Source organism: Siminovitchia sp. FSL H7-0308 (assembly GCF_037980985.1).
In the GTDB taxonomy this organism is placed as follows: Bacteria; Bacillota; Bacilli; order Bacillales; family Bacillaceae_C; genus Siminovitchia; species Siminovitchia thermophila.
Genome location: NZ_CP150282.1, coordinates 3,688,521 through 3,703,772, shown reverse-complemented (window position 1 = coordinate 3,703,772; position 15,252 = coordinate 3,688,521). Strand labels below are relative to the sequence as shown.

Annotated in this window: 9 protein-coding genes; 8 read left to right on the top strand and 1 reads right to left on the bottom strand. The window is 39.3% G+C overall.

Annotation, left to right across the window (positions count from 1 at the left end; genetic code table 11):
* The first annotated feature begins 16 nt into the window (after window positions 1-16).
* From MHB50_RS17415 to MHB50_RS17405, 3 genes are all read left to right on the top strand, one after another.
* Window positions 17-826 carry a DUF368 domain-containing protein gene (locus tag MHB50_RS17415; RefSeq protein WP_339164955.1) on the top strand — a complete coding sequence of 270 codons (810 nt, stop codon included), beginning with the start codon at window positions 17-19 and terminating at the stop codon, window positions 824-826.
* A 745-nt stretch (window positions 827-1,571) separates the two neighbouring features.
* A complete protein-coding gene (locus tag MHB50_RS17410) occupies window positions 1,572-5,378 on the top strand; it encodes a metallophosphoesterase (protein WP_340084317.1) in 3,807 nt (1,268 codons plus the stop codon).
* A gap of 611 nt (window positions 5,379-5,989) precedes the next feature.
* Window positions 5,990-7,225, top strand: a complete 1,236-nt coding sequence (locus MHB50_RS17405; RefSeq protein ID WP_340084316.1) for an MFS transporter — start codon at window positions 5,990-5,992, stop codon at window positions 7,223-7,225.
* Between the two features lie 197 nt (window positions 7,226-7,422).
* Here MHB50_RS17405 and MHB50_RS17400 read toward each other — a convergent pair whose 3' ends face one another.
* Window positions 7,423-7,614 (bottom strand): hypothetical protein, encoded by a 192-nt coding sequence (locus MHB50_RS17400; RefSeq protein WP_339164950.1) that lies wholly within the window; start codon window positions 7,612-7,614, stop codon window positions 7,423-7,425.
* 716 nt (window positions 7,615-8,330) lie between these two features.
* Between MHB50_RS17400 and MHB50_RS17395 the strand changes: the two genes are divergently transcribed.
* The 5 genes from MHB50_RS17395 to MHB50_RS17375 all read left to right on the top strand — a co-directional run bounded on the left by MHB50_RS17395 (window position 8,331) and on the right by MHB50_RS17375 (window position 14,974).
* A complete protein-coding gene (locus MHB50_RS17395; protein ID WP_340084315.1) occupies window positions 8,331-10,370 on the top strand; it encodes a hydantoinase/oxoprolinase family protein in 2,040 nt (679 codons plus the stop codon).
* Window positions 10,367-12,067, top strand: a complete 1,701-nt coding sequence (locus tag MHB50_RS17390; protein WP_340084314.1) for a hydantoinase B/oxoprolinase family protein — start codon at window positions 10,367-10,369, stop codon at window positions 12,065-12,067. Before MHB50_RS17395 ends, MHB50_RS17390 begins: the two co-directional genes overlap by 4 nt.
* A 78-nt stretch (window positions 12,068-12,145) precedes the next feature.
* Window positions 12,146-12,901 (top strand): IclR family transcriptional regulator, encoded by a 756-nt coding sequence (locus tag MHB50_RS17385; RefSeq protein ID WP_340084312.1) that lies wholly within the window; start codon window positions 12,146-12,148, stop codon window positions 12,899-12,901.
* A gap of 75 nt (window positions 12,902-12,976) precedes the next feature.
* Window positions 12,977-14,239, top strand: a complete 1,263-nt coding sequence (locus MHB50_RS17380; protein ID WP_340084311.1) for a cytosine permease — start codon at window positions 12,977-12,979, stop codon at window positions 14,237-14,239.
* Window positions 14,240-14,260: 21 nt separating this feature from the next.
* Window positions 14,261-14,974, top strand: a complete 714-nt coding sequence (locus MHB50_RS17375; protein WP_339164942.1) for an aspartate/glutamate racemase family protein — start codon at window positions 14,261-14,263, stop codon at window positions 14,972-14,974.
* Window positions 14,975-15,252: the final 278 nt, after the last annotated feature.

Sequence of the window (15,252 nt, the reverse complement as noted above, 5' to 3'; positions counted from 1 at the left end):
TAAGGGAGTTTCAAACATGGAATGGAAAAATATTTATCGGGGTATAGTGATGGGAGCAAGTGATGTGATCCCAGGCGTGAGTGGCGGAACGATTGCCGTTCTATTAGGAATTTATGATCGGCTTATAGAAGCGATTAATGGAGTATTTTCAAAAGGTTGGAAAAAACAATTAAGCTTTTTAATTCCTCTCGGGTTAGGTATTGTTCTTTCCATTTTTTCGTTAAGTCGGCTTATGGAATGGCTGCTTCATACGCATCCAGGACCGACTTACTTCTTTTTTCTTGGTTTAATATTGGGCGTTTTACCTTTTTTGTTTCGCCAAGCACGTGCAAAGAGTACATTTAAAGCACAGCAATACGTCCTGTTGGTCATCGGCGCCATTTTAATCGCTTCACTCGCTTTTTTAAACGAAAGTGAAGGAGCCGTGATAGAGAATATGACTTTTGCAACATATTTTCTGTTATTTGTTTCCGGATTCATCGGCAGTTCTGCTATGATTCTACCGGGGATCAGCGGTTCATTTATATTATTGGTAATTGGTGTCTATCCGACTGTAATTGGCGCTATTAGCAATTTTAAGCTTGATATCATTGCTGTCACTGGAGCTGGAATTGCCCTGGGAATTATCATAATGAGTAAAGTGATTCATTATTTTTTAACTCATTATCGAATAAGTACTTTTGCAGTTATCATCGGGATGGTTATTGGATCGTTTTTCGTTATTTTTCCTGGATGGCCTGCAAATCTGACATTAACATTCGTTAGTATTTTGACTTTTATCATTGGTTTGGTAGCTGCTTATATTTTGGGTAAAATTGAATATTGAATGATTTGGAAGTCACTTATATATCAGTTCGGTGTGTGAGTGTGAAAACTTGGTAATACCAAGGAGAGGGGATAAGCCCTCTTTTTGTAATATTTTCCGAATATATCAATTTTTTACGAATCTAATATATATCGTATATGGTCATCACCAGGAGCGGCGTTGTCTACAGCGTATCATTTGAGCATTTTTCTGGGGCTGATCAATCTGTCTACAACTACGCCTACGAAGGTGATGAGTAATGTTGCAGGAGATGTTACCTGATCATCTAAAAATATTTCTTGCTAACTCTGGGATACTCGCTACTTTATGAAATACTCTCGTCATCAGGCCAATACTCTCCACTTTATAAAAGTACTCCCGTCATCTGAAGGAATGGTCTGTTCTTTTTTGAAGTACTCTCGTCATCAGGCTAATACTCTCTACTTTATAAAAGTACTCCCGTCATCTGAATAACACTCTGCCTTTTTGAAAGACTCCCATATTATGGCCTAAAATTCTCCTCTTTTTTCGACATATTCCCCTCCCCCTAGTTAATTCTCTTCATTTGTGACTTTGGTAATGGCTTTAAATCATTTGCCAATTTATGAGAATACTTGAGGCAGGTATATAGGGTTAGTTGGATAAACGAAACTTTTACATGAACTTTATAGTAGCTTAACAAATCATTACCCTTGTGATGGTATGTTAAATACTGTCGATTATTGACAAAGTATAACCATTATCGCACTGGGGGGAGAATTTTTCTATGAAAAAGAAATTATTTATATTTACAATTATTTTCTTAATTGTATTTACACAAATAGGAAGTAATGTACGATGGGTTTATGCTGAGGCTGATCAGTTGGAGAGCATGGAAAACCCACCTCAAGCAACTCAAACGGAAGAACAAGTTGATCAACAACAAAATAAGGAAGAAATACTTGAGGAAAAAGACCTATCTGTAGAAGGTCAACCGGAAGCTGGTAAAGAGGCGCCTGTTGGTATAGAAAAGCAACAACCAAAACAAGAAGCGGTACCTCATACAGAAGAAAATAAAAAGGAACAAGCCGAAGTAATTACTCCTAACAAAAAGGAAAGCGAAGAAGTTAAACATAATAAGGAAAGCGAAGAAGATATACATAATCAGAATAAGCAGTTGAATACATCAGATCCTGCCAAAGCGGAAAAGGTGGCGGAAGAAACAGTTGATAAGCCCTATATTGTCTTGGAAGATTTTGAACAAGGGCTGGGAAGTTGGACTGTCAGCGGAGCCAGGCACAATAAAGTCAATATTGGTATATCAAATGAAGTGGTAAGGTTTGGCAAACAAGCTTTAAAATTGGATTATGACTTTTTAAACACGCAAGGCACATCAGGCATTTATGCGTCTTTAGGAGAAAAAATCAAAATACCGGGAAAACCAAAGAAAATCGGTATGTGGGTTTATGGTGATGGTCACAAACATTGGTTAAGACAACAGCTCACCGATGCTAATGGCGAAAATTTTAATATCGACTATACGGATAGCTATCCTAATGGCGTAACATGGGAAGGTTGGAAATATGTAGAAGCGTCAATTCCGGATAATTGGCAAGCACCTTATACAATGAGCAGCCAAGCGATTCGTTATATGGCAACTAGTGATCAGTCCAAATCAGCCGGAAGTATATATATTGATCAAATTCGTGCGGTATATGAGGATACAGATGAAGATGTAACAAATCCAACCATTGCAAATGTTAAACCGGCAGACGGTGAAATCGCCTATTCCAATAAGCCTGAAATTACTGCTGTGGTCAGCGATGAAAATGGTTCAGGCATTGATCCGAAAAAGATTTTTTTAACAGTTAATGGCGAGCCAGTGTCTGTTGCATATGATGCGAAAACAGGTGTAGTTTCCTATAAACCCGAAAAGGCACTCGCTGAAGGGTTAAACCGTGCCAGAATCGAAGTGTTTGATCAAGCAGGAAACCATAAGTTTCTAAGCTGGGAATTTTATGTTTCTAATGGTGGTCCCGCATTTGCCTGGAAAGGACCGGAGAAAATCTATGCTGGTTCGAGCTTTGAAGTGCAAGTAACGATGCAACATGCTAAAGCATTGAGCGGGACGAAGATGGTTCTGACATATGACAGCAATTTGTTACAGTTTCATAGTGAAGAGGGAGAAAAGCCAAAAGCTATTATTCCGGAAAAGTTACAACAATCTGTTGTACAAAACAGTGTTAATGAAGAGACTGGAGAAATCACTTTAGAATGGGACAACCTAGAAGATGTGGCTCTTTCCGACAATGAGGTTCTTGCTACACTCAAGTTCGATGTAGGAATTGATGCGTCTGGAGACTTCGAGATTGCGCTTGCCAATGGCACACAAACGTATGTGGATGAAGCAATAGGTACCATTCCGTTTTATGCAAAAGCGTATAAAAATAAGATTTCACAACCGTTGACACTTAGTGTGGAAGGTAAATCTCTTCATACACCAAGTACCTTTAAAGTGGTAGATCAGGAAGGAAAGCCGGTTGAAGGGGCTAAAGTCGATATTTTAGGAGATCAGAAGCTCATTCAAGTAAAAAAATCAACACATATTTATAAAGGCGGAAGCGGAGTAGCTGGGGAGCCTTTCCAGCCAGTGGAAGCAGGGACATATATTCCTGTCGCTAAGACTCCATACAAAGGCTTTGATTTTTATCGGATTTATATGCCGGATGGCCAACAACGTTATTTTCATGTGCCAAAGGATGATGTAGAGGAAGTAGAATGGAGTTCTCTTTTGAATCCTACAGATGTAAATGGAGAAAGTAAAACAGACTTGCTTACATTGGCCCAGATTCCATTAAAATTACAAGCGAGCAAAGGGAAGTTAGTTAGCCAGGTATTTTCATTTAAAGTTCTTCCACAGCTTGGAACACCTGTACCTGAGAAGATCACGTTAACTTGGACGAATGACCCGAAAACAACCCAGCATGTAACATGGCGGACAAATACTGCCGTTGATACTTCTGTTTTAGAAGTAGTTGCCAAAACAGATAAAGCAGGTTTCGATAGTGAACATGTACTTCGATTTAAAGGAAACAAAACATTCGTTTCTGATGAAATTGGCGAGTTTATGCAACATTATGCAGAAGCAACCAAATTAACCCCGGGTACCACGTATCAATATAGAGTGGGAGATGGAACCGCTGAAGGCTGGAGTGAAGTAAGTACATTTACAACAGAAAATGCCGCGGACGACGATCCATTTCGTTTCTTGCTTTTCGCGGATACACAAGCATACGACCAAGCTGGTTTTTCATTATGGACAAAGCTATATGAATCAGCTCTAGAAAAATATCCTGATGCCAAGTTTGCTATTCATGGCGGGGATATTGTAGAAGAAGGCAATAAATTAGCGCAATGGAATGATTTTTTAACAGCGTCCGAAGGATTGGTTCGTAAAGTACCATTCATGTCAGTAATGGGGAATCATGATGTGTATGGAGATGGAGAAAATACGTACAAAACATTATTCCCTTATCCTAAAAATGGACCTAAAGGCAAGGAAAACTTTGTCTACTCGTTTGATTACGGGAATGTACGATTTATTATGTTGAATTCCGAGTTCGGTATTAAAGATATGGAAGAACAACAAGAGTGGATCAAAGAAGAAATAGCAGACTCAGATAAGCTTTGGAATATTGCTGTATTCCACCGTCCGCCATATAAAAGCAACCCAAAGAGAGGAACGGACGCAACCATTGAGACTTTCGCTCCCGTTTTAGAAGGATTGAATGTGGATTTAGTTTTAACAGGACATGACCATGCATATATGCGGAGTTACCCAATGAAGGATGGCAAGCCGCAGAAAGATGGAACAGGCACATCTTATATTATTGGCGGATCAGCAGGACCTAAATTTTATCCTGGAGAAAAGCATGATTATGTAGACGTGCTTTATGCGGAAAACAAGCAAGTATACACTTCTTTAGCAGTCAATAAAAATGAAATAAAAATTGAAGCCTATACAACTGACAATGAATTAATTGATTCCCATACGTTAACCAAACAGCCGGGAGAGGGAGAAAATCCAACAGATCCAGAGGAAAAACCTGAGCAGCCGGGAGAGGGAGAAAATCCAACAGATCCGGAGGAAAAACCTGAACAGCCAGGAGAGGGAGAAAATCCAACAGACCCGGAAGAAAAACCTGAGCAGCCGGGAGAAGGGGAGAAACCAACAGATCCAGAGGAAAAACCTGAGCAACCTGGAACAGGGGAGAAACCTGGGGAAACAGAGCAGAAGCCCGATAAACCGGGAGAAGAACCACGAGATCCAATAGAGCAACCTGAAGAAGATTCTTCAAAACCAGGAACAGAGCCTAAAAAGCCAGAAGAAGAATCAAAGCGTCCTGAAGGTGAAAAATCAGCCAAAGACGCAAATGGCAAACAAGCGGGTACAACGAAACAAAGTGAAGCGGATCATACAGAATCGAGCAAGCTTCCAAATACCGCCACATCAATTTATAACTGGCTGGCACTGGGCATTATGATGTTACTCATTGGTGGAGTGCTCTACTTCCGGAGGCGAAAAGCATCGTAGATGAACAAGGTTGAATGATCAATCATCGAAATATTATTCGAAAACGACTTGGACATAATCAGTTGAAAACGAAGATATTTGTACAACAGTGAAAATAGAGCCGCGTGAAATCAAGATTTTTACATTTGATTTCATGCGGTTTATTCATTTTTATCCCGCATGTAAGGTGCCCTATACACCACTTTAAGACCTGAGTTGATACAAAAGGTCCAAGTGTGAGAAAACGGCACCTAAAAGCCCGATTGGTTCAATTAACATTCAGTAGCTGAATGAAGTTTCACTTTATATCGTTTTGTCCCACTTTTGAAAAAGTAAACCGTAAACCATATTGCAACACGCTAATCCAAAACTAAAATAGTCTAAAAGATTCGTTTTCATTTTCTTAAGGATAATAACTTTACGAAAATTAAAAAAAAGTAAGATAATAACCATATTGGATGATATAAGTGTCTGTTTTCAAACCATTTGGGCCAGGATATTTTTTTCAGGTCACTTAACTGAGCGATATGTCGAAGAGGAATTAAAAATAAAGTGAAATCAAGGGATTAGATATAGATCAAATGAGTCTCTAGCATTTGATCTTAAGCTAAGGTTTGTAAAGGAAGGATGTAATGAATTTTAAAACAAACATATTTAAAAACAGAAATTTAGTAATAGTACTGACGAGTCAATTACTATTCCAATTGGCATTATGGATTGGACTGATAGGAAATCTGCAATTTTTACAAAGAAATGTGGAATCACATCTTTTACAATCTATATTTTTGGTGGCAGGCAGTGTATGTAGTGTATTAATTGGTCCATATGCTGGCAGACTCATTGATGGTGTAGCTAAAAAACAAATTTTATTAACTGTCGGTATAATGAGAATAATGTCTGTTGGGTTTATGTTCATTGCCTTAATGACCGAATCAGTTTGGTGGATGTTAGCCTATAGTATTGGTGTAAGCTGTTCAGCTTCTTTTTTTGAGCCCGCGTTGCAAGCTATTATTGTTGAAATAACTGAAGAGAAAGATTTGCTTATAGCTAATTCACTGAACTTGAATATTGTAACGCTGTCAAGAATTTTTGGAGCAACGATGGGGGGAATTTTATTGGCTTTTGCTTCATTACATTTCCTCTATGCTGTTTCATTTGTAGCTTTCTTATTTGTTTTCATCATCACATTTTTATTAAAAGTCGAAGATACTGGCTTTAAAAGGGAGAAAAAGAAAAAGGTTGAATTCAAAGAGATATTTTCAGTAATATCAAAAACATTCGATGTTAAAATGATGCTCTATTTATCTATCATCCCGATTATTTTTATTGCGGGTTTTAATTTATTTGTCGTTCAAATAAGTACTATTCAAAACAACCCTTCTATGAAGGGAATATTATATGCTGTTGAAGGAGTTTCTCTCATTCTTTCTAGTACTTTTATAAGTAAGAAAATTAAACATAAAAATCGTATATATAGTATGTTGGTTGTAAGTTTTTTTATTGTCATTGTTCAATTTTTCCTTTCATTTTCTCATATATTTTTATTTCCAATTATCGCGTTTGCCTTATTTGGTCTTTCTTATGGGATCTTTAACCCTATTTTTAATACTCTATGCCAAGAAACGATTGACAATGAGTTCCATGGTCGTTTTTTTGCATTTAAGTCGATGATTGAAAGAACTGTACTACAAATATCGCTGGTGACAATAGGTCTATTACTCGATATGATTGGCTTTAAAAAGGTCGTCATTACATTCGGATTTCTTTCCCTGTCTCTATTGCTAATAGCCGCATTTCTCTATGTTGGTAAAGCGCATATCAAGAATCGGCGAGAAAATATTTCTTTTCATAATCATAAAAAGTTGTAAAAGCTGATGATTCCCGGATGGAAAAATCAGTTTTTTTAATTTCTTATTAATATCGAAGATTACATGGGTGCTTTCTGATAGTAGTTCCAGTTTTTTAATAGTACGTTCATTAAACGTTCATTTAAGATGGGCAAGATAAAATGTATCTAGCTTGCCTCTTCTCAAAATAAAGGGCAGGTAATTTCCAATTTACCCAGTTACTCCTCATCACTCAAACTGATATACAAACTATGTTTGTTAAAGCCCTTTGCCACTCTTATAGATTCAGGTGGAATGGATTGATGATAAGATTTACCTGCCCCTCGTTGATCCCCAAAAACTAATACGAGTTCTTTTGCCAGGGTGATCACATCAACCCGGACGCGGGACGCAACTCTCGGAACTGGCATGGACGATCCCCCATGAATGAACAACAAAACAGGTTTGGTTGGGTCATCTGCCTGAATCAGGATGGTCTGGTCCACGCCGCATAAAGGAACGTTTTCAACAGAATCAATACCCGTGTCGTGAAGGGAAAAGTCTCTTTTTTATAAAATGTCATCTTCACCTCCTCTTCTTTCTTGATTCCACAAAGTCGGCGGAATGCCTTTTAAATACTTCATGTCTGCCTCCAGTCGCATTGGGCAGTTTACCAGCTTAGACGATTATCCTGATTTTACTAGGCGAATCTAATGAATGGCTTCCGTCATATTCACTACTATGCTTCCCTTTTGAAAAAGACTGGCGCGTAATTATCCATTACATATCCCATGCACGTAAATGTTGGTGCCACTCTTTGTGCTTTTCATTTATGCAACTTTCGCAGATTTCGCATTGTTTTATAAAATTCAACAAGAATTTTCTATTACCATATTTATCTTTTTTATCCCGCATGTAAGGTGCCCTATACACCACTTCAAGACGTGAGTTGATACAAAAGAAGGTCTAAGTGTGAGAAAACGGCAGCTAAATGCCCGATTGGTTCAATTAACATTCAGTAGCTGAATGAAGTTTCATTTTATTTTACCTCTTGCATTATTCTGAATTGGTATTATAATGAATAACACAAAGTTAAATTTAGAACCACTGGTTCTATTATCGGTACACTTTATGAGGGGTGCATAACATGAGAGTTGCAACAGATATCGGAGGAACATTTACAGATTTAGTCTATATCAAAAAAAATGGCGAGTTTGGCATTGCCAAAGATCACACCACCCCCGGAAGGTACGAAAGGGGCATATTAAATGCCATACAAAAGAGCGGGATTTCTCCCGGTGAAATTGACATGTTCATTCATGGTTCTACAGTCGTCATCAACACGTTGACAGAACGAAAGGGCGTAAAAGTAGGATTAATTACGACCCAAGGGATGAGAGATGTTTTAGAAATAGCGAGGGGAAACAGGCCTGATCTCTATAATTTCAAATATAAAAAACCGAAGCCTTTTGTTGAAAGGCATTTGCGGCTTGAAGTGGCGGAAAGATTGAATTTCAAAGGCGAGGTTTTAGTTGAATTACATGAAAGCGATTTAAAAAGAGCTATAGAATATTTTCGACAAGAAGGCGTTGAAGCCATTGCGATTGTTTTCTTGCATTCTTATAAAAACCCTATACATGAACAAATGGCGAAAGCGTACATTCAAAAGCATTGGCCTGAAGTATATGTAACCGCTTCATTTGAAGTATCAAAAGAATGGCGTGAATACGAGAGAACGAATACAACAGTATTGAATTCTTATGTAAAGCCGATTGCAACGGAGTATATTAATAACCTGAAAATGGAACTTGAAAATATTCATATTGATGGAACGAAGTATATTATGCAATCTAATGGCGGGTCCACGACTTTTGAACATGCCAAAAATGACCCGATTCAAATGGTAGAGTCGGGGCCTGTCGCTGGGATTTACGGTGCGAAAGTGTTGGGTGAATTGATAGGAGAAAAGAATATGATTGCATTTGATATTGGCGGGACTACCGCAAAATGTTCCTTAATTCACCAATCTGAAGTGAAAATTACGACCGATTATTATATTGAAAAGACAGATACGAACGCCGGCTACCCGATAAAAGCGCCAGTGGTTGATATAGTCGAAATCGGCAATGGCGGCGGCTCCATTGCCTGGATTGACGATTTAGGCTCTTTGCAGGTGGGGCCGCAGTCAGCAGGCGCTTATCCCGGACCGGTTGCTTACGGCTTGGGAGGAGAATCGCCTACTACAACAGACGCCCATTTGGTTACCGGAAGATTATCGCCCAAAAACTTCGATTACGATGTGGATATGGAAAAAGTAAAGCAAGTGATGAAGGAACAAGTATCTGCACCGTTCCAAGTGTCAACAGAGGAAGGGGCATTAGGTATTATCCAAATTGCCAATTCCAATATGTTGAACGCTTTACGGTTAATATCTGTCCGGAAGGGTTATGATCCATCTGAATTTGTCATGATTGCATATGGCGGCGGAGGGTCCATGCATGCCGCTGTTTTAGGGAGAGAATTAGGGGTTAAAAAAGTAATCATTCCGGTTTCGTCTGCTGTTTTTTCAGCTTGGGGCATGCTGCAAACAGACCTGAGACGCGATTATATCCAGACTTATGTGGAGCCTTTTGAACAGTTGGATTTACAGAAACTGAATCACAAGTGGAAAAAGATAGAATCAGTGGCTGCTGAAGAGTTTATGGAAGAGGGAATGGAAGCCGGCAGCATTTTGTTCACAAGATATTTGGATATGAGATATGCCGGCCAGGAACACTCGGTCAAAGTTCCTGTTCCTAATGGTGACTGGTCAAACGAAAATCGCCAGGAAATCATCGAGAAGTTTCATGAATTACACGAACAACATTATACGTTTAAATTGCCTGATACCGATACGGAAATCGTCAATATTCATGTGACGGGTTTTGGACAAGTGGATAAAATCAGCCCGCGAGAAATAGATGCGGCTTCAAAACGGCAAAACCCCATTTTAGAGGTGCGGGGTGTTTATTTTGAACAGGAGGGCTGGCTCCTAACGAAAGTGTATGCCAGGGAATATTTAGGAACAGATACCGTGATACAAGGTCCCGCCATTATAGAAGAGAAACAAACATCGACAGTACTGTATCCCGGCCAAACGTTAGCGGTTGATAAGTACGGCAACTTAATCATTGAAACGGGGGTATGAACATGTTTTCCGAAAAGATTGAAAGCCCAAGCCCATTTTTGCTTGAAGTGATCAAAGATTCGTTATTATCTATCGGGGATGAGATGTTTATCGCGTTGGCAAAAACATCTATGAGCCCCATGTTTTATGAAGCTTTGGATTATGCGTGTGGTTTAACAGACGCCAAAGGAAATTTGATCAGCCAAGGCAATGGGGTAACCAGTTTTATCGGTATGCTAAGTCCGATGGTGCAGCATGTCTTGACACTTTATGATGATGGAAAAGACTTGCAAGATGGTGATGTAATTATTATCAATGATCCTTATGTGGGAGGGGGCTCTCATTTATCAGATGTAGGTTTGGTCATGCCCATCTTCTTCGAAAATGAGATTGTTGCTTTTTCAGTGAACAAGGGCCATTGGACAGAAGTGGGTGGAAAGGACCCGGGGTCTTTTACGAATGATTCTATCGAAATTTATCAAGAAGGCCTTCAGTTGCCGGGTGTTAAATTATTTGAAGGCGGAAAAGTAAACAAGGCGGTTGTCAGTATTATTGAGCAAAATGTTCGTTTGCCCAAACAATCATTAGGTGATATGTGGGCGCAAATTGCCGCATTGCGAACGGGCAGGAAAAGATTTGAAGAGCTTTGTCAAAAATACAGAAAGAAAGCCGTTATTCAATCCATCAACTTTTTGCTGCGGCAAGGAGAAATATTATCAAAACAGGCATTGGCAAAATTGCCAAAAGGAACTTTCGAAGCGTCCGATTTTATAGAGGATGATCCCAATACTGGAGGTCCATATCCTATTCAGGTAAAAGTGACCATCACGGATGATGAATTTATATGTGATTTTAGAGGCAGCCATAAACAAGTTCAGTCTCCGGTGAATTGCTCTTATTATGGCTTGATGGCAAGTGTAAGAGTGATGTACTTGGCGATTATTCATCCAACGAAAAATATAAATGAAGGTATTTTTCACCCTCTAAAGATTATAACGGATAAAGGTTCCATTATTTCCGCCGAAAGACCTGCCCCCGTTTCGATGAACTTTGAGGGCAGATTGGGGGGCGCGGACTTAATATGGAAGGCGATGGCCCCGTATATTCCGGAGCAGTTGCCGGCCGGGCACTTGCTATCTGTTTCCTCGGTATTAATAAGCGGCATACATCCTGAAACAGAGGAACCGTTCTTATTAGTGGAACCATCGGTTGGCGGCTGGGGTGCGGCTCATGACCATGATGGACAAAGAGGGCAATTTTGTATGGGGGATGGAGAAACGTATAACATCCCAATTGAAGTTGCCGAAGCCAGATATGGTGTTCTAGTAGAACAATACGCCTTAAGATGTGATGGCGGAGGAGCTGGAAAATTTATTGGCGGTTCAGGTGTGATTCGGACATACAGGGCTTTAAGTGATGGGCAAAGACTATCCATCAGTTTTGGAAGGCATCAATATGCTCCTTGGGGTGTGAATGGCGGTAAAGAGGGAGAGAAAAGCTACATTAAAGTAATGAGAAAGGATGGCACAAAAGTAGGGCCTACGGGAATTCTGAAAAACTTGCAATTTAATAAAGGCGATGTTGTAGAGTTGGCTACCGCAACTGGAGGGGGGTATGGCAATCCTGAAGAACGGCCCTTACAACAAGTGATCAGTGATGTGAAAAATGGTTATATTTCGTTGGCTGATGCCAGAAAGGTTTATAAAAAAGAGGTGTAATCATCAATACCCATTCCTGCTCTTACAAACTAGAAGAAATGGGCTTGATAAATTAGTATAAAGAGCAGGAGGGAGATCATGATGATGTTAAAAACACTAGATAACGCCATTCAAGTATTAAATTGTTTTACGGCGCAAAAGAAAGCATGGGGAGTCAGGGAGCTGGCCAGAGAATTAAATATAAGCCATACAGCTGTCAATCGAATTGTTAAAACGTATGAAAGGAATGGATTTTTAACACAAGATGCCGAGACGAAAAAATATCAGCTGGGCTTAAAGTTTATTGAATTTAGCGAAATTATCAGAGAAAGAATGTCCATTACAGAAGATATTTTGCCTATTATGGAAAAGATAGCGGAAAAAACAAAAGAATCCATCTTTTTAACTTGGAAGGAAAATAATGACGGAGTGACGTTGGCGATTGCCGAGAGTGAGGAACGAATTAAGTTTTCAGTGTCAATCGGCACTAGAACACCCCTTTATGTGGGCGCTTCTTGCAAAGTCATTATGGCTTTTTTGCCGGAAGAAGAACAGCTTGCCATTATGGATCAAGGACTAACGAGGTACACTGAAAAAACGACTACAGACAAAATCGCTTTATTGAATGAGTTAAAAGAAATTAAAGAGAGAAAATGGTGCTATACCCACGGTGAATATACAGACCAAGTATTCGGACTGGCAGTTCCGTTATTTAATAAACATCAACAAGTCATCGCTTCTATTACGGCCGCAGGGCCTCAATATCGGCTTACACATAAAAGTAAAGAAGACATGTTGGACATCATAAAAGAAGGAGCGCGGGAGATTCAACAAATCATTTATAATTTTTTCTAACATTCAAGTATCTGAAAAAAGATCGTAAAGAACGTCAAGTCAATCCAATCCAGGATGTCAAACAATAGGGGGTTTATGATGGCGAGGAGCAATAAAGAACAAGAAGAGATGTATGTGCAAGAAAGAATACCAGACTCTAAAAAGAAATCTTGGATTGGTATAGCGGCAATCTATTTTGGAATGACTGCCGCTATTTCATCTTTTTCTGCCGGCGGCGGTCTCATAACGGGCTTAAATTTAACAAACTCCATCGTTTCAGCAATTGTGGGAAGTGTGTTGCTTGTATTATTATTTTTTATTCCCATGGGGTATATCGGCGCTAAAGAAAGGTTAAACACTTATGTCTTGGGGGAGTATGTGTTCGGGAAGAAAGCTACGAACTTTACTACCGGGATGGTTATTTCCGTATTGCCGGCGTTTGGCTGGTATGGGGTGCAAGTGTCGATTGCCGCAGAGGCTTTTAATCAAATGTTACATGTTGGAGATTTTACTAAGTTATTTATCGTCATTTTAGGATTATTATTTGTAATTCCGGCATTGTTTGGAGTGACAAGCATGGCATGGCTGGATTATATCAGCATACCGGCAATCTTGCTTATTACATTGTTAGGCTTTTTCAAAGTGATGAGCATTTCGAGTATGAGCGGCGTTTTTTCTTATGAGCCTGGTACGACCCAGTCGCTATTTTGGGGGATTAATCTTATTTTGGGAGCTTCGGTGGCAGGTTCTTGTTTTTCACCTGATTATACGCGGTGGATTCCCAGTAACGTCAGGAATGTTTCGTATACTGGGATACTGGGCGTAATAACGCCAAAAGTGGCTTTAACTGTTGTCGGATCAATGATGGCGCTTACAGCTACAACGATTGGAATAGATGAACCATGGGATGTTTCGAAAGTGCTCGCGGCTTTGGGATTACCGGCGCTTTCCATGATATTGGTTGTGTTATTGCAATGGACTACGACAATCGTAGCTGCTTATAGTGCTGGATTGGCTTTAACAAAGGCGTTTGGTTGGAGCAGGTTTTGGTGGACTTTTATCGTGGCTGTTGTCGGAACTAGTTTGGCTTTAGGCGGTATTATCAAATTTTTTATACCGTTTTTAGGGATATTGGCAGCTTTTGTTTCACCAGTCGCCGCTATCATCATAACAGATTATTTCTTCATTTCTGGAAAACAACTGAGAGAAAAAGGAGACTTCTACTGGCCTAGTATCGTTTGTTGGTTGATCGGTGGGTTTTCAGCATTCATCATTCCTGTATTTATACCAGCTTTAAATGCTTTTATCATCAGTATGGTTAGTTATTATTTCTACCATAATATATTTAAAAAAGCTTAAAGAACAATAGGAGGGAACCTTATGAAAATAGCACATGTTTTACCTGTCAATGTTAGCAAGGAGAGAATCAATAATATAAAAAGCAAATTGACCCCCAACTTGTTCCCGGATACACAATTAGACATCATCACTTATCAAGAAGGGCCGAAAGATTTGGAATATTACACTTATGAGCATTTGGCGATTGATCTGATGATAAAAGATAAAGAGCGATTAAACTCCTACGATGCCATTAGTATTGCATGCTTTTATGATCCGGGTGTGAGGGAACTGAGAGAATTGTTAAATATACCGGTTATTGGGATTTCACAAGCATCCATATTACTCGCTCAAGTATATGGGCATAATAGCGCCATCATCGTAAGCAGGGATAAAAACTTGCCTAAAATGAAAGATAATATGTTGCTATACGGTTTTAGCGATCATATTAGTGTTTGGCAATCTTTAGATTTGACTGTCCAACAATTGAATCAGATCGATCAGGCGGAACTGCTTTCTTCTACTTCGAAGCTTATAAAAGAAGCTATTGAAATATATAAATCCGAAGTGATTATTTTAGGGTGTGGAGCTTTATCGGGATTAGAAGATGAGTTGGTTCAAAAGTTTCAAATGCCGATTATTAACCCGATCGTTGCGGGCATCAAAATGGCGGAAACGCTGGCAAGCTTGCGGAAGACGGCTCAATTGACAACGAGTAAACTGTATGACTATGAAAATAACAGTTTACATTTTTGACAACGATATGGATTTTGATAGCGATTACATCTATTTGCTATGATGGCCTATTTCAGTATCAGTGCGTGGATTGAAATAATGGTCACCGCCGTAATCACATATCTAGATGAAACGGCTCACTCTACATCATTGCGTGGATTGAAATTTTCGCGGATCGGCACACCTTTTTCATCATACCCGTCGCATTCTACATGAGTCGTGGATTGAAATCAGAATGAAACATATTTGAAAAAATACGAGTGAGTTGCCGCACTCTACATGGCTATTTTAAATCTACT